Raw genomic sequence first — 16,455 nt, 5'->3', positions numbered from 1 at the left:
TAAATGATTACAAGTAGTCCATAATCGATTACATTACTTTCAACTGAAGGTTGAAAATAGAGGACTCATTATGGAAACCCTGTCCAGCATCGAATCTTTCGTGCGTAGCGCAGAAGCAGGCAGCTTTTCGCAGGCAGCACGCAACCTGGGCTTGACGCCAGCGGCTGTCAGCAAAAATGTCGCCAAGCTGGAGTCACGGCTGGGGATACGCTTGTTCCAGCGCAGCACGCGCAGTCTGATGCTGACGGAGGCGGGAGAAGTATTCCTGGCGCAGATCAGGGGTGGACTGGACAGCATACAGGCCGCACTGGCGAACGTAGAAAACGTCGCAGGCAAGCCTGCTGGTGTATTAAAGATCAGCCTGGCACTGACCTTTGGACGGGATTATGTTTTACCTGTGGTGAATGATTTTATTAATACCTACCCTGATGTGATTCCCGACCTGCATTTTGATAACCGCAGCGTAGACCTGATCGCTGAAGGTTTTGACGTCGCCATCGGCGGTGGCATAGAACTGGTGCCAGGCGTGATCGCCAGGGAGATCGGGCGTGCCCACGTGATACCGATTGCATCGCCTGCCTATATCTCTAGTCACAAGATGCCAGCCAAGCCAGCCGACCTGGCGCATCTGGATGGCATCATCCGCCGCTCGCCTCAAAGCGGCAGGCTACGGTCATGGACACTGCACAATGCAGCCGGTGAAGAAGCCGCGATGGAGTTGAAAACGCGCATTATCATGGATGACCCAGAAGCTATGTGCCGTGCCGCCCTGCTGGATTTGGGTGTGGCCATGGTACCAAGACTACATGCACTGCCCTATCTGGAAAGCGGGGTATTGCTGCGCCTGCTACCCAACTGGTATGCAGATATTGGCCCGATTGCTCTCTACTATGCCAGCAGCAAACTGATGCCTGCCAAGACCAGGCTGTTTGTCGATTTCATCCTCATGCGTTTTCGTGAGCTGGATATTGCCGGTAAGTTTTCTGCATTGCCGCGCAAAAAATGACAGTGCAAACCGATATATTCGCTATCACTGGCCTGCTATGAGAAAATGCAGGCACCCATCACTCTAAGCTACTTATCCTGTGAAACCCAGCAAGCCAGATATTCCAGCTTTTCAAGTCATCAAAGATACCCTGCTCCAGGAAATCCAGTCAGGCAAATGGAAAGAAGGCGCTGCCATCCCTGCTGAAACCGCACTGGCGAGTCAGTTTGGGGTATCGCGCATGACAGTCAACCGTGCTGTGCGCGAGCTCACCAGCGAACAAATCCTGACACGCATACAGGGTTCTGGCACGTATGTGGCACAACAAAAATACCAGGCAACGCTGGTGGCAATCAAAAGCATTGCAGAGGAAATCCGCTCTCGCGGCCACGCCCACCGTAGCGAATTACATGAACTGAAGGCAGAAGTCGCGTCTGAGCAACGGGCTGCTGAATTCCAGGTCAAGGCAGGTCATCTGCTATTTCACTCTGTAATTGTGCACTTCGAAAACGAAGTGGCGATACAGGTTGAAGACCGCTGGGTTAATTCCAGTGTCACGCCGGAATACCTGCAACAAGATTTCAGCGTCATGACCCCGAACGAATACCTGGTGGCAGTCGCCCCCTTGCAAGGCGTTGACTACAGCATAGAAGCCGTGCTGCCACCCAAGCAGATAGCCGAGATGTTGCATATCTCAGCCAAAGAAGCCTGCCTGGTCTTGCACAGAACCACCCGCTCCCGCGACATGATCGCCACCAGCGTGACCATGTGGCATCCGGGTAAGCGTTATCAGTTTGCCGGAAGTTTTTAGATTCAAGACCTCTCAACACAGAGGCACAGAGATATCACAGAGGGCACAGAGAAATTCATTTGAGTCTTTTGCGTGTGTAAGAAATTTCTCTGTGTCTTAGAACAAAGAGATAAAGAGTCACAATTAAAAACTGATTTTACATTTACAAGATTTTCTCTGTGCCCCTCTATGCAAACTCTATGGTGTAGTAAGGAATTCAAGCAACATGTTGCTTGCTTGCCAAACGATGATTTTTTGCAAAAGATCATTCCTTCCTCTGTGATGAGCTCTTTGGTCTTAAAATTTTCTGCAACACCTGTCACCCAAATCATCCCGCAGTGCGTTATATCTTAACAATCTGGCACTTGCAGCTTTGTAAGCTAATGTACCTGTAACACTAGCAAGCGCCTGACAAGTTAAAATACTGGCTACGCTCAAATAAGCAAGAAAGAAACATCATGGCTAAAAAGAATGAACTGGACCCGGAAACTGAGGCGCTAATTGCCTGGTGTACGGAAGTAGAAGGCTTCCTGGTCGCTGGCGGTGCCACCGTGAGCCAGGCGCAAGACCATATAGAAGAGCAGATAGAGTGGTTCACCGATCTGTTTTTTGACGGATTAACACCGGAAGAGGCAGCCAAAGAAGCGCTGGCGTGATTGCCACCCATACAAGCTCACCTCTACAGCATATTGAAATAAAAATGATTCACCGAAAATTTTTAGCACGACTCTCTATACCTCTTGGCCTTAGTCTGCTTGGTCTATTAAGCGCCTGTACCACCACCAAACATGCTGGCATGCAGCATGAAGAATTTGGCGCTACTGGAGTGTTTACGCGCGGCTTTCCCGGCACTGAAAAAAGTGCTTGCGAAGCCGCTCGTCGCGCACTGCTGAGCCAGGGTTATGTCATCAGTGACTGGAAACCTTCGGTCCTCAAAGGCCGCAGGAAATACCAGCCAGAAGCGGATGTTCATGCAGAGATTGAATTCAATGTCGTCTGCGTGGCAGACAGCAAGGGCAGTAATAGCACTACCGTCTTTGCGAATGCCGTGCGTGACCGCTACTCATTAAAAAAGAGCAATACTTCAGCCAGCATCGGTGTCAGTGCACTGGGTTCAGTGTCCCTGCCTTTTGGCTCTACTGATGATGCGCTGGTCAAGGTTGCCAGTGAAACTATCCCTACCGGTCAGTTCTATGAACAATTCTTTGAATTGCTAGATCGCTACCTGGATAGCGTACCTTATATTCAAGAAACGGAAGAAGAAAAGAAAACAGTGGCGGCACCCACCTCGCCAACAACCACGGCGATATCAGCAAGCCAGCCTGCAGCAAGCGCATTGCCACCAGTCGAGTCTGGCAAAAAAACTGAGGATTAAGCTCATGCAAGCCGACGATCTGCAAAGACTGCTGAGTTTCAAGATGCCTTATGGGAAATACAAGGATACAGTCATCGCTGACTTGCCCGGACATTATCTGGGCTGGTTTGCGCGCGAAGGTTTCCCCAAGGGAGAAATTGGCCGCTTGCTGGAATTAATGTATGAGATTGATCACAATGATCTGGGTGAACTGCTGGCACCACTCAGAAAGAAGTCCTGAGAAAGCTGGCTTTCAGGACTGAGCAAGGCGAGTACACTGACAAGTACATTGGCACGTACACCGACACGTACACCATTGACATGCTCAAAACGACAAAAAGCAGACATGGTCAACATGCCTGCCTTTTTTTACCAGTCGGGACTAATTAATTAGTTTTGACTTCTTTGCTTTGACGCTTGCCTGCAGCAGTCGCTGGCAGGAATTTCATAGGGTCATTCACGCCTGCAGCATACGCAGTAACCAGGCTACGCTGTCTCATGCAAGAAGCGCTGAGTACGGTGGCATCAGGTGCTGCAGAATTCACGCAAACTTGCAAATCCTTGACCGTATCCAGTGGAATACCAGCTGCCGCTGCGACAGAAACGATAGATTGTGGATTGGCACCGCTGGCAACCAGATTATCCACAGTTGCCTGCAAATTGCTTGTCGTTGTCAGTGCATTGAAGATGCCGTCAACGGAGGTGTCCACACCTTCAGCGCAGGCTACCGAAAGACCACCAGCCAAAGCCAGCCCTAATAATGTGTTTTTTATCAATTTTTTCATCAGTATCCTCCAACTTGTTGACAAACCATTTTGTCTCACGCAAATGATTCTAATTAAGTGTAAATCAAATTGAAAGCAGATAATTGTAACCTGCAGGTTCAGATCAATATATTGATCGAATTAGCATTTAGCCACTTTTAAATGATTTTGCCACTGGTATGCAGTCAATAACAAGTTTGTGCTTATCAGCTTCACCCATAACAATGCCGGACAACAACAAAACCCTTGCTACTACTCCCTTTCAGGCGGCCTGCTGAACTTGCCCTCTTTGCGCGGCAATGGCGTTAAGCTGATCAATAATTGACTGGTCTCTTTCCAGTGCTTTTGCAGGAGGTATGACCAGAGTCGTGATTTGTTTCAATTGCATATGCGGCAAATCTCCAAGACGAATCTTGTCTATCCGTGTTTTTTCCAGCGGATCAGTAGCAGCCTCATACAAAATCACTTCATGTTCCAGAGTATAAGTGCGTGCAAGCTTGTTGACCAGTACTTGCAAATACTCTTCGTTGGTTTCAAGTTTTTTCAATGCAAGTTCGCCTGCGATACCTGGCTGCCACAGTATCAGCAATGCGGTTGGATCAATCAAGCGGTGATAAATCAGGAATTGGGTCGCTTCCATGGATTGCATACCACGACTACCGGGATCAATGCCCAAGTCTGCCACCAAGCAATCCAGAGCAGAAATACCTGGCTCCATGTGAGCGCTATACCCTTCAGCCACAGCATCAGCAATTGCCATGTGTGATATGCAAGCGAAAATTCCAGGGTGACCATAAAACGCGGCACAAACTCTTTTTCCAGAACGCATTTCCATCAGTATGGTGTCTGCCATGCGTCTATATGTGTCGCGCCTGTCCTTGCCGTCAATTTTCATGTCCTCGTAGTAGGAATTCAAACATATATACTCTTTGGACACATCCATGATCCACTTACGCGTAAAGATATTGGGAATAGCAGCAACAACGACATCAAATGATTCTATGTAACTCTGTGCAATAGGCGTTATTTGTCCAGCCATGCGCATGCCCGTACCAACACAGACTAGCGAACCTTGTTTTTGATTTGTCATAGATGTTGAAAATAGTAAGAGGTTAATGCTACTTATATCTACACGGCGTGTAACAATTTTAGGTGTTCGGATCAGGATCGCCAGATTACGGCGAACTCAGCATGGATTGCCAACCTGCCGTATGCCACAAATGAACTGCTTATAAAATGATTTTTTGCATATTGCAGCCATGAACAAATAAGTAAACCTACAATGCTTGTCTGAATACATTGACGCAATTTCTTCCCTCGGCTTTGGAGCTGTATAGCGCCTTGTCCGCCGCTTCCAAAGTTGCTTCAAAACTGCTCAAACCGTTACTATCGACGGTGGCTACACCAAAACTGGCCGACAAAGAAAATATGTGGCCGCTTGGTTCGGGATCTATCATGGCAATTGCCATGCGACAGCGCTCTGCCAATTGCAACGCTGAAGCCTGACTGGAATCGGGCATGCAAATACCAAACTCTTCACCACCAAGGCGACCAAACAAATCTACCTTCCGTAAATGTGTCTTTACGGTTTCGCCTACGGTTTTCAACACCCAGTCGCCAGTAGCATGACCATAAGAGTCATTGATATTTTTAAACAAATCCATATCAAACAAGATGATGCTCATACTGCCTGTGCGCATCTTGAATGCGTCATTCGCCGATGTCATAAAGTGCATGCGATTGGCTGCCTGGGTCAAACCATCAGTTTGAGAAAATTGTCGGAATTGATTCTTTTGCTGTAAGGTTTTAACTAACCAAAACACCAATAGAACCATCACAATGACAACCAAAGCAATTGCCAGCCACAAATTCTGATTATTTTTCTTTTCCAGTTCACGCTCTACTGCCAGGATTTTATTTTTTTGCTCCAGCAAATTTAATTGATTGACCTTATCCTGAGTGTCAAACTTTACACGCTGAAATGCCAGGTTTCTGTGTAACTGATCATCAAGAACACGGTTCTTTAATGCCAATGCTGCCTCATAATATTCCAGTGAACTTGCATGCAGGCCTTGAGCGCGCCTTATTGTTGCCATGGTCTCGGCAGATTTTTCCATTAGTTGGACTGCGTTACCTGATTTCGCGTGCTGATACGCCAGCGCGCCATATCGCTCTGCAAGATCAAGGTTGCCAGTTCTTAAAAACGCTCTTGCCAGAGCTTCTTCTAACTGAGTGAGGTAATCTGAATTTTGGGAAGTTTTCGCAAACTCAGCGAGTAAAGGCAATCCCGCACCCTTGCCCTGTAAATAATTTCCTGAATCAATCAGGTCTATGCATGCCAGGGCATTCAAAATCAAAGAAATGATCTTTCGTTTATGTAGATCACAGACTCTGATTGCTACAGGTAAAAGCGAGCGCGCACGTTGACGCTCGCCCCGCAAAAAATTAATTTCAACCTGATCGGCATATCCAAAACATTTCGATACGCTTTCTTCACCAATATCTTCTAGCGCAACCATTCTGTCTGCATAGAGCATCGCTTCGTCATAAGCTCTTAAGGAATTATGCAAGGTGATTGCCGACTGCAGAGTATCCATTTTCGAATTAAGTTCGCGCAGTTTAGGCAGCATGATTATGCTTTCATTCATTGCTTCCAGTGCTTTTTCATATTCGCCAAGATTGGTATACCCAACAGACAATTGGTAAAGAAATCTGACGCGATATTCAGGATCACTAACCTTACCAATATAAGACTGAACCAGTTCGACCTTTTCTTTATGTCGCCCCCGAAAACCAAGTGCTGCGGCATTCAGAATTTGAAATTTATCTCTTTGTTTTTCATTCAAAGTTGATTCAAATTCTTTGACTTTTTCTAAAGTCAAAACTGCCTTTTCAGGCTGATTTCGCATGTCAATGACAGCTTGGCTAATCAAGTCATCAACCAACTTTGCGTCAACGGCAAAAGTTTGGCGTGAGAAACAGACTCCGGCGAAAAGGAGTATCCGTGCGACGATTCTGAAAGTTCGATGCAAAGTAGTCACTTATGCCGGAGTCGGTTTGGGTTAGTAAGTGCTTTCAGTAATATCTATCGCGGGCACCTCGTCCGCAGAAATACCCAACAATCCCGCTAGTGATTCTTTATTTCCAGACAATACAGCTTCCTGCTCCTCAGCATTCAAACCATAGTTTTCCATCGCTGCTTTGGCACCACTTTTATGCGCACTCAGCACGTTTACATCCTTATCCAACGAATTCAAATACGCTAATAATTTAGACATAATTTTTTACCTTTCAGTCAACTTCCACGGTTATAAAACAGGAGTAATACCGTAGAAGATTCTATTATGTTTCTGTAAAAACTTGTAACAAATTTCAAAAAATCAATGCATTATGCGCAACACTGGATAGCGATTCCATTCTGGCTCCTTAAATCTCGCACAACGGCTGAAAATAAAGTCCAGTACGGCCTGCTGATCACGGAGCAAACCTGGGTTTTCCTGCTTCCATTGTTCAAAAGCTTGCCTGGCTTCTGGCTCAGTGTTCAATATCTCTGTTGCCGTGTCTTCAAACACATAATCTGAATAAGCTTCTTTCTTTTCCAGAACGCTATTAAAGAACCCCCAGCGGAAGAAACTGTCATGCCCCTGAGGCTCCAGGGTTTCGACGATGTAACGTGCCTGCGGCTGATCCAGCGAAACCAGATAATCACCAGTATGAACTGCGACGCGTTCGTTTATCTGCAGCAATTTCACTTCATCATGAAACATGTGGCCCTCATAAGCATGCGACCGCGATTGCACAGACTGTATGCGATACAACTGTACCTGCATGGCTGTATCATTTTCCAGTCTTTGCATCTGCACACCATTCCATTGCAGGCGCTCTATCACCGCACGCCAGGCTTGCGGTATCAAATAGGCTTTAGGTTGCGTAACGTTGATATCAGCCACAAAGTGATCGTAATAGGCGATGGCTTTTTCCCAAGGCTGGCTACGGTCATAAGACAAACGCGTGTAATTACCCAACACACTCGGGGTATATACCGCCTGATAACCTTTGAACATGAAGCTGGAAGGCTGACTATGATCTGCCACCCAATGCACAGCAACTTGCTGTTGCTGGCTGGCAGCCTGACGCGCTTGTGTGCGCAATGCCTGTATCTCAGCGCCATGGACAACCGTAAAGGACAACACTGTTTCCACCAATGCACGCATGGATGCATAGCGGTCAGCAAAGGGTTTCAGCATATGGGTTTCTGGCATGAAACCTATGGTGTGATGCAAAGCTGCATAGCCAGTAGAGAAACGCGGCGTCTCCAGGAAATCTTCTATACCGTGATCAGGGCTGTCCTTGACTGGATTTACGTAAGGGCAAGTCGGCCAGCCGCGCTCTTGCATTTCCGCATAAATCGCTGGCAGCATGTTGTCACGCAAGAATGGCCCCAGACCATAGCCCAGTTTGTCGGCCTGGGTTTGTATCAGGGTCATGGTGTAGTGGTAGTCAGCACCGTTTGATGTATGGGTATCGACCATGACATCCGGGCTCCAGTCGCTGAAAAAGCGGTTGAAGACCTGGGCATTTTCACTATCGCACTTGATGAAATCCCGGTTCAGATCCAGGTGCAGGCTATTACCACGAAAACCGAATTGCTCAGGGCCATCCTGATTCACGCGTGAAGTATCCTGACGGTTCAGGCAGCCATCAACGTTATAGACGGGGATGAACAAAAACACTGTTTTACCCAGTGCAGCGAGGCGTTCGGGCTGGGTGCAAAAATCACGTACCAGCGCCATGCAGGCATCAATACCTTCCGGCTCACCTGGATGGATGCCGTTATTATTAAAAAAAATGGGGCGTTGCTCTTGCTTGATGCGCTCGCGCTCAAATACACCATCAGCCGTCACAATGCCAGCATGGATGGGTTTGCCGTTGTCAGAGACACCGATCTGGCTGAATTGCAAAATACCAGGAAATTGTGTCGCAAGATTTTGATAAAACTGTATGCAAGCTTCCCAGGTGGTAGTCTGGTTTTGGTTACCCGCTTCATAGGGTGTGATGAAGCGGGTGGTATGGTCTGTATGTGATGACATGCGGTACACCAGTTGAAAGTAAATGTATCCCACGATTTTAGCGTACAAGTCATCAAACTGGCATGGCATACTGATGCTTGATTGAAACAAATCAGATATTGATTTCTATTGCCAAAACTCATTTCATCAAAAATAGTGAGTTCTAATATATTGCGGGAGATTTTCGTGACTGATGCTGAAATAAGTGCGTTGCGCCAGAACTGCCATACAACCTTGCCCGGACATCGCGCCATCACGCCCGCAGAAACCTTTGCGCGCATGGCGACCTGGTCAGAAGCCCATCAGGTGCAGCATGACATCTATGGCGACGGCGAATTGCTGCAGTCTTTCGAAAACAAAATCGCTGCTTTACTGGGAATGGAGGCAGGCCTGTTTTGCATCACAGGCACACTGACACAGGTCACGGCCTTGCGCCTGGCTTGCGAAGAAAGGGGTAGTCCACTGGTTGCCCTGCATGCCAGTTCCCATATTCTTGTTCATGAAAGAAGCAATTATCAATTGCTCGATCATTTCAAAGCCTTGCAAATAGGTAATCCACACCGTCCATGGACAATGAAGGACTTGCAAGCCCAACCAGAAAAAATCGCCGCTGCACTGTATGAATTACCCATGCGTGAAATAGGCGGGCAATTGCCCGAGTGGGAAGAACTAAATGCCATCAAGGCATATTGCCGCCAACACGATATACATCTGCACATGGATGGTGCCCGCCTGTGGGAAGCTACGGCCGGTTACGGGCGTCGCCTTGCCGAGGTAGCCTCAGGCTTTGATACTGCCTATGTATCGTTTTACAAAGGCATAGGTGGCCTGGGCGGTGCCATGCTGCTGGGTAATGCAGAGTTCATTGCCAAAGCGCGAGTCTGGATGCACAGACAAGGTGGCAGTGTATTCCGCCGCAGCCCCTATGTAGTGGCTGCTGCCATGCAGTTTGATGAAAGACTGGCTGCCATGCCAGCCTGCTTTGCCCGCGCACAATGGCTGTTTGAAGAATTGCGTGCCTATCCTGAATTCAAAACCAACCCAGCCACGCCACAATGCAATATGTTGCACTTGTACCTGCCCACAGATAGAGATGCTGCTATCGCCATCCGCAACCGGATTGCGCAGGAACATGGCATATGGTTATTCAATAATGCTGCACACACTGCACTGCCTGAACAATGCATGGTTGAATGGTATGTCGGTGATAATTTATTGAACATGGCAGACGAAAAACTCAGGCAGGCATTGAGTTTGCTGGCAAATGCCTTGAACAAAAGGGATTATTAATCCAGCTTATTAGTGTTCGCTATGTTAGTTATCGCACATACAAGACTTTTTGCTTCCATTAAGCTCTTTGACATTGTTTCGCCATTTCAAGAAACGTAAAGGAGTAATAATGATAAGCCTGCTCAATCTGCAGTCGGATAAAGTCAAATACGACCCTAACCATTTGTTTGATACCCTGATCAAGCGCCTGCATTTAAAAAACGACGCGGCATTGGCTAAAATGCTGGATGTTGCACCGCCTGTGATCAGTAAAATTCGTCATCTGCGCTTGCCGATAGGAGCATCACTGATGATCACCATGCATGAAATCAGCGACCTCACTATCAAGGAATTGCGCGCCCTGATGGGTGACAAAAGAGAGACCTTCCGGATTACCGATTCGCAGTTAAAACCCTCTTTGGCAAAGTCGCGCCCTAAAACCAAAGAGCGAACTGTGAGTCAACAGTTTTAAAATCTGTGCTTGCAATGTGCCTGCAATAGGGTTGCAATTATCGCCTGGGGAAAATCAAGCTCAGGCGTGCACCGGGATATTCGCTGCGCACCTCGCCATTACCAATATCGTAATGACCGCCGTGCAGTTCGACTATGGCCTTGATGATCACCGATCCAAGGCCTAGTGAAATCCCGGTTTGCTTGCTTGGCAAACCTGAAAATAACAGGCGTGTATCTCGTCTTTGTCCGAAGCGAAACATGGCATCTGCTGACATGCCGGGGCCATCATCTTCAATAATCAATTCCAGCGCATCAGCAACGACGGACAGTCGTATGCGTACCCTGCTTTGCGCATATCTGGCTGCATTATCAAACACATTACGCAAAAGCCTGGATATGAGATAAGTGTCGCCAGTAATATTCCCGCCCTGCTCGCCACCCTGATCACAAGTAGCATCGATCTGCAGCACAAATTCGATGGCTTGATCTGCTTGCTGCTGCATATGGACAGCATGACCGGTTTCTATTTTCAACAAATCACATAAATCCACGCTGGTGGCCTGATTGCGGTAACGAGGTTCATCAATATTCGCAATAAAAAACAAATCATCGATCAGTCTGGTGAAATAATCCAGCTCAGTGCTGACGACTGTAAAAAACTCTTCACGCTCCTGCTGCTCCATGGAATCGCCATGCACTGACAAGGTATCGATCGCAGTACGCAAACTGGTCAAGGGCGTACGCAGATCATGCCCCAGTTCTTGCAAAAGTTCGCGGCGCGTTTTTTCTATCGCTTGCAATTGCAAGACCAGTCGCTGTATTTCATCGGCCATGGCATTGAAGTGTTGCATCAAGCCACCTATGGCATCCAGTCTGCCAGAAGTAAAGCGTGCGCCCAGGTTACCGGCTTCCATACTTTGAATAACGCCCCGCGCTTCGGCAGAGCGCCCACGCAAATACAGGGTCAGCAATAACAGACCCAACAAAATTGCGGCAACCAGCGTCACTACAAACAGCGTCGCCATGGTAAAAAACGCACCACGGGCTGGCGTACCTGGATTGTGTATCAGTAAATAGCGTGGTTCATCTGCCTCCAGACGCACAATCGCAGAAGCTGCGCTCCCTGAAAAAAATCGTCCGCGTGCCACTACCTCATGAATCACTGCAGGCTTGGTACGTTGCAAGAGCGCGGCTGGCGGCATTGCATCACCTGGGTTACTGGCAAGGATTTTATTGTCTGCATTCACTACCCACATTTCCAGTGGAATTGCCGGTGATTCGCTGCGGTAAGCCTGCACACGGCGGAGGCCTTCTGCGTAATCATGCTCTTCAACAATGCGGGTAATAAACAAATACATACTGCGCTGCACTTCATCCCCGGGGCGCGTAGTCACCTCCCTGATCATCCAGAGATAAAACAGACTCAGCAGCAAGGCAAAGAATATGCTGATCGCAAAGAAACGCAACCACAGTGAACGACTCATGCATGCTCCAGTTTGTAACCAATGCCATAAATGGCGACAATACGCTCAGTCGCGCCAGCATCTTTTAATTTGCGACGCAGATGGCTCAGATGTGAGTCTATGGTGCGGTCATAGATAAGATTAGTATCCTCAAACTGATTCAGTATCTGTTCCCGGGTGATGGCACCCCCATTGGCTTTTACCAGCAACATCAGCACTTCATATTCCTTCTTGCCCAATTGCAGAGCAGTTCCTGCAATACTGGCATTACGACGCTGAACATCCATTTGAATATCACCAAAACTGATCAAAGTCAGATTCAGATAGTCTGCCTGTACCCGTCCCAATAGACGACGCATGCGCGCACTAAGTTCCTGCAAGCCACAAGGTTTGCGTATGTAATCGTCGGCACCACCTTCTATACTGGCTACAACCGCACTTTCGTCTGTTCTGGCTGATAGCATCAGAATTGGCGTTGCCGGATGTAGCTCACGCAATTGTCGGCACAGGCTGATGCCGTCACCATCAGGCAGGCCGACATCCAGCAATATCAGTTCAAATACCTGTTGCGACAGCATTTGTATTGCGGCAGCGACGCTGTCCGCATGACTGAGCAAAAAACCTTCATAGCGCAAGCCCATGCTTAAAGTGCGGGCGATCATGGGATCGTCTTCGACTAAGAGAACTGAAATTGCAGGGCTCATGGGTATTGAAACAAGTAGTAACAAAGAATAAGTCTTCATTCTGCCATATTGCTGATGGCGGAGACTTCTTCCATCAAAATTACAGAATTCATGTTTACAGTTTCTGACAGCAGGCTTGTTGTCTCTGAGCTTCCATTGCAAGCCTACCCATCATCTGTCCCTATACTGGAGATCACATGTCTTACTCTTCATCCATATTGACTGCTGCAGCCATTGCAGCTACCAGCAGCATACTCAGCGCCTGCGGTGGCGGCAGCTCTGGCAACACATCTGACGCCGCGCCACCTGTTTCTAACAATAGCAGCACGACCACCACAAACAGCACAAACAGCACAAACAGCACAAACACTGGAGTCAACAACAACCGCCTGGCGGCAGCCATTGCTGCGGCAAAAAATACGGCAAATACAGATCCCATGTGTAGTACCGATAAGCTCGGTGATTTCTACTGGGAAATTGGTAATGCCAGCGATAACGCGCCGATAGTCTCCAACTCACAAGGTACTGGCAGCGTCAATTCCACGAGCTATTTCAATATCGCCTCTGCATCGAAATGGATATTTGGTGCTTATGTGCTGGAAAAGAAAGGCATAGACCAGGTGCGCAGTAGTAGCTCTTTAAAAGATGGCTTGCGCTTCATGTCTGGCTATACAGGTTTCAACGAAGATGCCTGTGCAGGCAAGCTGAGCATTACTGCCTGCTATATCGCCGGGATGAATGGCAATACAGGCCAGGCCAATCCAGACACCGTCGACAAATTCGACTACGACAGCGGGCATGATCAAAAGCTGGCCAGCGTGGATTTGGGTCTGGGCAATTTCACCGCAGCCCAGCTTGATACCGAATATCAAAATACCATAGGTCTGAGCAAAGGTTTTCACATGGCAGCACTAGACCCATTGATGGCGGGTGGCATGATGGGTACGGCAACAGATTACGCACTGTTCTTGAAAAAAATCATGAAACAGGAATTGGAAATTGGTCGCTACCTGGGTGACCAGGCAGTCTGCGCCCTGCCTTCGTCCTGTCCCGGTAAAGTCGTGTATTCACCGATAGTGCTGTTGAACGAACCCTGGACTTATTCTTACAACCATTGGGTAGAATCTGAAAAAGGGAATGGCAGCACAGACGCTTATTCCAGTCCCGGCAAATGGGGTTTTTACCCCTGGATTTCTGCTGACAAAAAATACTATGGCATTCTGTCACGCCACGACAAGGATGCAGGTGCTTATGGTGCATCAGTCAAATGTGGCCGTCAGATACGCAAAGCTTTTGTGAATGCACTGTAAAGTAAATTTTGATCAGACATCAAGGCATGACAGCAAATTGCCGCTCTGCATAGACTGTCAGCGCGACGATACGCTTTTCTGTTTCGCGCTTGAATTTCAGGCACAAGATAGGCGTCAACAACCATGACAGCCAGCGTGGTTTAGCCGTGATGTTATAGGAAAAACGTACACGGGTAAATCCATCAGACAAGGCCTTGAAGTGCCAGCCGCCAGCAAACTGGTCAAAAATATAGGGGCCGCTGAGCATCTTGACGGCGGCCACTTCATTTGGTTTATACGAGACATATTCTATGTCCATCGCCAGGCCATTGCCGTCTATGCAACGTACCTGCGCACCTACCGCAGCCTGTTTTGCGTTCAGCAGATAGGACTCGGTAGTCAAGGTATCCCATTCTTGCCTGAGCATGTAATCCTGGGTCAGGCCAAACAGATACTTGGCGCTGGCCCTGACCTCAAATTCATGTTTGATCAGCATATCTTGCTCTATGATGTTAATGAAAGAAAATTCATTGGTCGTCTGGCGAAAACTGGCTCGGCGGCACACCAAAGTGCCGCTTGAACATGGCGATAAAAGCACTCAGACTATCGTAACCCAGTTCAAGTGCGATGCTGGTAACGGCAACCCCTGCTGCCAGCAATTCCAACGCCCGCATGAGTCTGGCACGTTGTCGCCAGTCGGAAAAACTCATACCCGTCTCGTCAGCAAAATGGCGGGTCATGCTGCGTGGTGCAATGCCAGCCCATGTCGCCCACTCTTGCATGGGGCGCGGGTCGCCAGGATTTTCCAATAGTGAACTGGCAATTTTGACGAGGCGGCGGTCAGTGGGCATGGCGAGTACAAAATCCTGAGGTGGCAGGCTGGATATTTCATCGACTATGACGGCAAGCACACGCTCTTGACTAGAATTTAAATTATCACTGACACTCCAACTGGCAGCCCGCAAAACAGCTTCCCGCAATAATCCAGAAACGGGCAATATTTGCGTTTGCGTAGGTAAATTCTCTGATGGTGCAATGTAAGCACTCCACCCACTAAACACCTGACTAGTGTGCATTGCATGAAGCTGCATAGGTGGCAGCCAAATTGCATGGCCGCAGGGCACGACAAGCTGTTGTCGCTCTGTCGCGATCATAAGCACACCCGTCGTCGTCGCCAGGATTTGACCACGTATATGTTGATGCTCAGGCGTTCTGCGTACTTGCGCCTTGCCAGTAACAGCATAGACTAATGCCCCGCCTTCTTGACTGGCGCGGGAAAAATCAATCAGGGGTAAAGGTTTAGCTTCAGTGCTGCACATGCCTATATTATATCTCAGGCAGTGTTAACCAATGATTAACAATATGTCAATCTGCCGTTTTGTCTGAAGGAAAGCGGATAGAATCTCGCAATAGAAAGCCCATAGGCATAGCCAGGTTCATTTGTTTATTGCTTATTGGTTTGGTAAACCAGTCCTTATAAAGCTTTTCAAATTCGCCTTCGGTAATCAGTCTCATCATTTCGCGATCCACTAAATTCTTGAATGCGGCATCATCTTTACGCAGCATGAGTGAATAAGGTTCTACCGACAAAGGATCGCCCACGACAATAAATTCTTCAGGATTTTTTGCTTTTGCCCGTAAGCTGTACAATAAAATGTCGTCCATGGCGAAGGCATCCGCTTGTTCTTGCTCAACCATGTGAAACGATACTTCGTGATCTTGTCCCTCCAGGAGCTTAATGTTTAATGCACGGACATTGCTGCGGGCATTCACCAATTCCAGTGTTGTCGCATTCTTGGTAGTGACTATAGTCTTACCCTTCAGGTCCTGCCAATTTCTGATGCCTTTGTTTTTCTTGACTATCATGCGTACGCTGGAAAAGAAATGCGGGATAGTGAAGCTGACACGAGTGCGCCGCTCAGCCGTATTTGTGGTTGCACCACATTCAATATCAGCCTTCCCTTCCATGATGCTTGAGAAGCGTGAAACAGAATCTACTGAAAGATACTGAATTTTCAAATTAGGCAGCTTAAGTTCTTTTTTAACCGCAGCGGCTATTTTTAGACAGAGATCAATAGAGTATCCATTGACACGGTTGTCTTCATTAGTATAAGAAAAAGGAGCTGCCTGCAAGTAGGCAAATGTGATTACCTGGTTTTCCCTGATCTTCGTCAAGGTATCTGCGGCACCACTCAAACCGGGCAGCGTAGTGATGAGCAATATGCACGTCAACAGAAAGCCCCGACAAATCAAAAAGTTTTTTTTCACGGCAGTACTCCACAGTTCAATATAAATCCGTCATGCAGCAATAATGGTCAACATATGAAGCATCAAAC

The 16,455-nt window shown here is 47.8% G+C and carries 18 protein-coding genes; 8 read left to right on the top strand and 10 right to left on the bottom strand.

Annotated elements, in window-relative coordinates:
* The first annotated feature begins 70 nt into the window (after positions 1-70).
* The 5 genes from ACO0LD_RS15215 (at position 71) to ACO0LD_RS15195 (ending at position 3,370) form a co-directional block, all read left to right on the top strand.
* Positions 71-1,006 carry a LysR family transcriptional regulator gene (locus ACO0LD_RS15215; RefSeq protein ID WP_423008228.1) on the top strand — a complete coding sequence of 312 codons (936 nt, stop codon included), beginning with the start codon at positions 71-73 and terminating at the stop codon, positions 1,004-1,006.
* A 79-nt stretch (positions 1,007-1,085) separates the two neighbouring features.
* Positions 1,086-1,796 carry a histidine utilization repressor gene (hutC, locus tag ACO0LD_RS15210; RefSeq protein WP_423008226.1) on the top strand — a complete coding sequence of 237 codons (711 nt, stop codon included), beginning with the start codon at positions 1,086-1,088 and terminating at the stop codon, positions 1,794-1,796.
* Positions 1,797-2,233: 437 nt separating this feature from the next.
* Positions 2,234-2,431, top strand: a complete 198-nt coding sequence (locus ACO0LD_RS15205; protein WP_174244932.1) for a hypothetical protein — start codon at positions 2,234-2,236, stop codon at positions 2,429-2,431.
* A gap of 44 nt (positions 2,432-2,475) precedes the next feature.
* Positions 2,476-3,150: a DUF2242 domain-containing protein gene (locus ACO0LD_RS15200; RefSeq protein WP_423008224.1), complete on the top strand. Its 675-nt coding sequence runs from the start codon at positions 2,476-2,478 to the stop codon at positions 3,148-3,150.
* A 4-nt stretch (positions 3,151-3,154) separates the two neighbouring features.
* Complete coding sequence (locus ACO0LD_RS15195; RefSeq protein WP_423008222.1) at positions 3,155-3,370, top strand: DUF3820 family protein; 216 nt, start codon at positions 3,155-3,157, stop codon at positions 3,368-3,370.
* A 145-nt stretch (positions 3,371-3,515) separates the two neighbouring features.
* Here ACO0LD_RS15195 and ACO0LD_RS15190 read toward each other — a convergent pair whose 3' ends face one another.
* The 5 genes from ACO0LD_RS15190 to ACO0LD_RS15170 all read right to left on the bottom strand — a co-directional run bounded on the left by ACO0LD_RS15190 (position 3,516) and on the right by ACO0LD_RS15170 (position 8,983).
* A complete protein-coding gene (locus tag ACO0LD_RS15190; protein WP_423008220.1) occupies positions 3,516-3,914 on the bottom strand; it encodes a hypothetical protein in 399 nt (132 codons plus the stop codon).
* Between the two features lie 241 nt (positions 3,915-4,155).
* Positions 4,156-4,983, bottom strand: a complete 828-nt coding sequence (locus ACO0LD_RS15185; protein WP_423008218.1) for an SAM-dependent methyltransferase — start codon at positions 4,981-4,983, stop codon at positions 4,156-4,158.
* A gap of 187 nt (positions 4,984-5,170) precedes the next feature.
* Positions 5,171-6,802 carry a GGDEF domain-containing protein gene (locus ACO0LD_RS15180; RefSeq protein WP_423008216.1) on the bottom strand — a complete coding sequence of 544 codons (1,632 nt, stop codon included), beginning with the start codon at positions 6,800-6,802 and terminating at the stop codon, positions 5,171-5,173.
* Between the two features lie 153 nt (positions 6,803-6,955).
* Positions 6,956-7,171: a hypothetical protein gene (locus tag ACO0LD_RS15175; RefSeq protein WP_423008214.1), complete on the bottom strand. Its 216-nt coding sequence runs from the start codon at positions 7,169-7,171 to the stop codon at positions 6,956-6,958.
* Between the two features lie 102 nt (positions 7,172-7,273).
* Positions 7,274-8,983 (bottom strand): M14 family zinc carboxypeptidase, encoded by a 1,710-nt coding sequence (locus tag ACO0LD_RS15170; protein WP_423008212.1) that lies wholly within the window; start codon positions 8,981-8,983, stop codon positions 7,274-7,276.
* 165 nt (positions 8,984-9,148) lie between these two features.
* Between ACO0LD_RS15170 and ACO0LD_RS15165 the strand changes: the two genes are divergently transcribed.
* Both ACO0LD_RS15165 and ACO0LD_RS15160 read left to right on the top strand, forming a co-directional pair.
* Positions 9,149-10,252, top strand: a complete 1,104-nt coding sequence (locus tag ACO0LD_RS15165; RefSeq protein WP_423008210.1) for a threonine aldolase family protein — start codon at positions 9,149-9,151, stop codon at positions 10,250-10,252.
* 109 nt (positions 10,253-10,361) lie between these two features.
* On the top strand, positions 10,362-10,703 hold the full coding sequence (locus ACO0LD_RS15160) for a hypothetical protein (protein WP_423008208.1): 342 nt from the start codon (positions 10,362-10,364) through the stop codon (positions 10,701-10,703).
* A gap of 37 nt (positions 10,704-10,740) precedes the next feature.
* Here the strand turns inward: ACO0LD_RS15160 and ACO0LD_RS15155 are convergent, their stop codons facing one another.
* Both ACO0LD_RS15155 and ACO0LD_RS15150 read right to left on the bottom strand, forming a co-directional pair.
* Positions 10,741-12,168 (bottom strand): HAMP domain-containing sensor histidine kinase, encoded by a 1,428-nt coding sequence (locus ACO0LD_RS15155; protein ID WP_423008206.1) that lies wholly within the window; start codon positions 12,166-12,168, stop codon positions 10,741-10,743.
* Entirely contained in the window at positions 12,165-12,851 is a 687-nt protein-coding gene (locus tag ACO0LD_RS15150; RefSeq protein WP_423008204.1) for a response regulator transcription factor, read from the bottom strand. The genes ACO0LD_RS15155 and ACO0LD_RS15150 overlap by 4 nt, the downstream gene beginning before the upstream one ends.
* Before the next feature lie 176 nt (positions 12,852-13,027).
* Between ACO0LD_RS15150 and ACO0LD_RS15145 the strand changes: the two genes are divergently transcribed.
* The gene (locus tag ACO0LD_RS15145; RefSeq protein ID WP_423008202.1) at positions 13,028-14,140 is read left to right on the top strand and encodes a hypothetical protein; all 1,113 of its coding nucleotides are present in this window, start codon (positions 13,028-13,030) and stop codon (positions 14,138-14,140) included.
* Between the two features lie 19 nt (positions 14,141-14,159).
* Here the strand turns inward: ACO0LD_RS15145 and ACO0LD_RS15140 are convergent, their stop codons facing one another.
* The 3 genes from ACO0LD_RS15140 to ACO0LD_RS15130 are packed head-to-tail and all read right to left on the bottom strand — an operon-like array spanning position 14,160 to position 16,387.
* Positions 14,160-14,615 (bottom strand): SRPBCC family protein, encoded by a 456-nt coding sequence (locus ACO0LD_RS15140; RefSeq protein ID WP_423008200.1) that lies wholly within the window; start codon positions 14,613-14,615, stop codon positions 14,160-14,162.
* 31 nt (positions 14,616-14,646) lie between these two features.
* Positions 14,647-15,438 (bottom strand): helix-turn-helix domain-containing protein, encoded by a 792-nt coding sequence (locus ACO0LD_RS15135; RefSeq protein ID WP_423008198.1) that lies wholly within the window; start codon positions 15,436-15,438, stop codon positions 14,647-14,649.
* Positions 15,439-15,484: 46 nt separating this feature from the next.
* On the bottom strand, positions 15,485-16,387 hold the full coding sequence (locus ACO0LD_RS15130) for an amino acid ABC transporter substrate-binding protein (RefSeq protein WP_423008196.1): 903 nt from the start codon (positions 16,385-16,387) through the stop codon (positions 15,485-15,487).
* Positions 16,388-16,455 lie beyond the last annotated feature (68 nt).

The sequence above is a fragment of the Undibacterium sp. Ji83W genome (genome assembly GCF_049340385.1).
Classification (GTDB): domain Bacteria; phylum Pseudomonadota; class Gammaproteobacteria; order Burkholderiales; family Burkholderiaceae_D; genus Undibacterium.
This window is presented reverse-complemented; position numbering and strand designations above follow the sequence as displayed.

What these genes read in the sequence shown, in the direction of transcription:
- ACO0LD_RS15150 (WP_423008204.1), bottom strand. Translation starts at nt 12,851, where the DNA reads ATGAGCCCTGCAATTTCAGTTCTCTTAGTCGAAGACGATCCCATGATC.
- ACO0LD_RS15160 (WP_423008208.1), top strand. Translation starts at nt 10,362, where the DNA reads ATGATAAGCCTGCTCAATCTGCAGTCGGATAAAGTCAAATACGACCCT.
- ACO0LD_RS15180 (WP_423008216.1), bottom strand. Translation starts at nt 6,802, where the DNA reads ATGCGAAATCAGCCTGAAAAGGCAGTTTTGACTTTAGAAAAAGTCAAA.
- ACO0LD_RS15205 (WP_174244932.1), top strand. Translation starts at nt 2,234, where the DNA reads ATGGCTAAAAAGAATGAACTGGACCCGGAAACTGAGGCGCTAATTGCC.
- ACO0LD_RS15155 (WP_423008206.1), bottom strand. Translation starts at nt 12,168, where the DNA reads ATGAGTCGTTCACTGTGGTTGCGTTTCTTTGCGATCAGCATATTCTTT.
- ACO0LD_RS15135 (WP_423008198.1), bottom strand. Translation starts at nt 15,438, where the DNA reads ATGTGCAGCACTGAAGCTAAACCTTTACCCCTGATTGATTTTTCCCGC.
- ACO0LD_RS15175 (WP_423008214.1), bottom strand. Translation starts at nt 7,171, where the DNA reads ATGTCTAAATTATTAGCGTATTTGAATTCGTTGGATAAGGATGTAAAC.
- ACO0LD_RS15195 (WP_423008222.1), top strand. Translation starts at nt 3,155, where the DNA reads ATGCAAGCCGACGATCTGCAAAGACTGCTGAGTTTCAAGATGCCTTAT.
- ACO0LD_RS15190 (WP_423008220.1), bottom strand. Translation starts at nt 3,914, where the DNA reads ATGAAAAAATTGATAAAAAACACATTATTAGGGCTGGCTTTGGCTGGT.
- ACO0LD_RS15185 (WP_423008218.1), bottom strand. Translation starts at nt 4,983, where the DNA reads ATGACAAATCAAAAACAAGGTTCGCTAGTCTGTGTTGGTACGGGCATG.
- ACO0LD_RS15140 (WP_423008200.1), bottom strand. Translation starts at nt 14,615, where the DNA reads ATGCTGATCAAACATGAATTTGAGGTCAGGGCCAGCGCCAAGTATCTG.
- ACO0LD_RS15170 (WP_423008212.1), bottom strand. Translation starts at nt 8,983, where the DNA reads ATGTCATCACATACAGACCATACCACCCGCTTCATCACACCCTATGAA.
- ACO0LD_RS15145 (WP_423008202.1), top strand. Translation starts at nt 13,028, where the DNA reads ATGTCTTACTCTTCATCCATATTGACTGCTGCAGCCATTGCAGCTACC.
- ACO0LD_RS15215 (WP_423008228.1), top strand. Translation starts at nt 71, where the DNA reads ATGGAAACCCTGTCCAGCATCGAATCTTTCGTGCGTAGCGCAGAAGCA.
- ACO0LD_RS15200 (WP_423008224.1), top strand. Translation starts at nt 2,476, where the DNA reads ATGATTCACCGAAAATTTTTAGCACGACTCTCTATACCTCTTGGCCTT.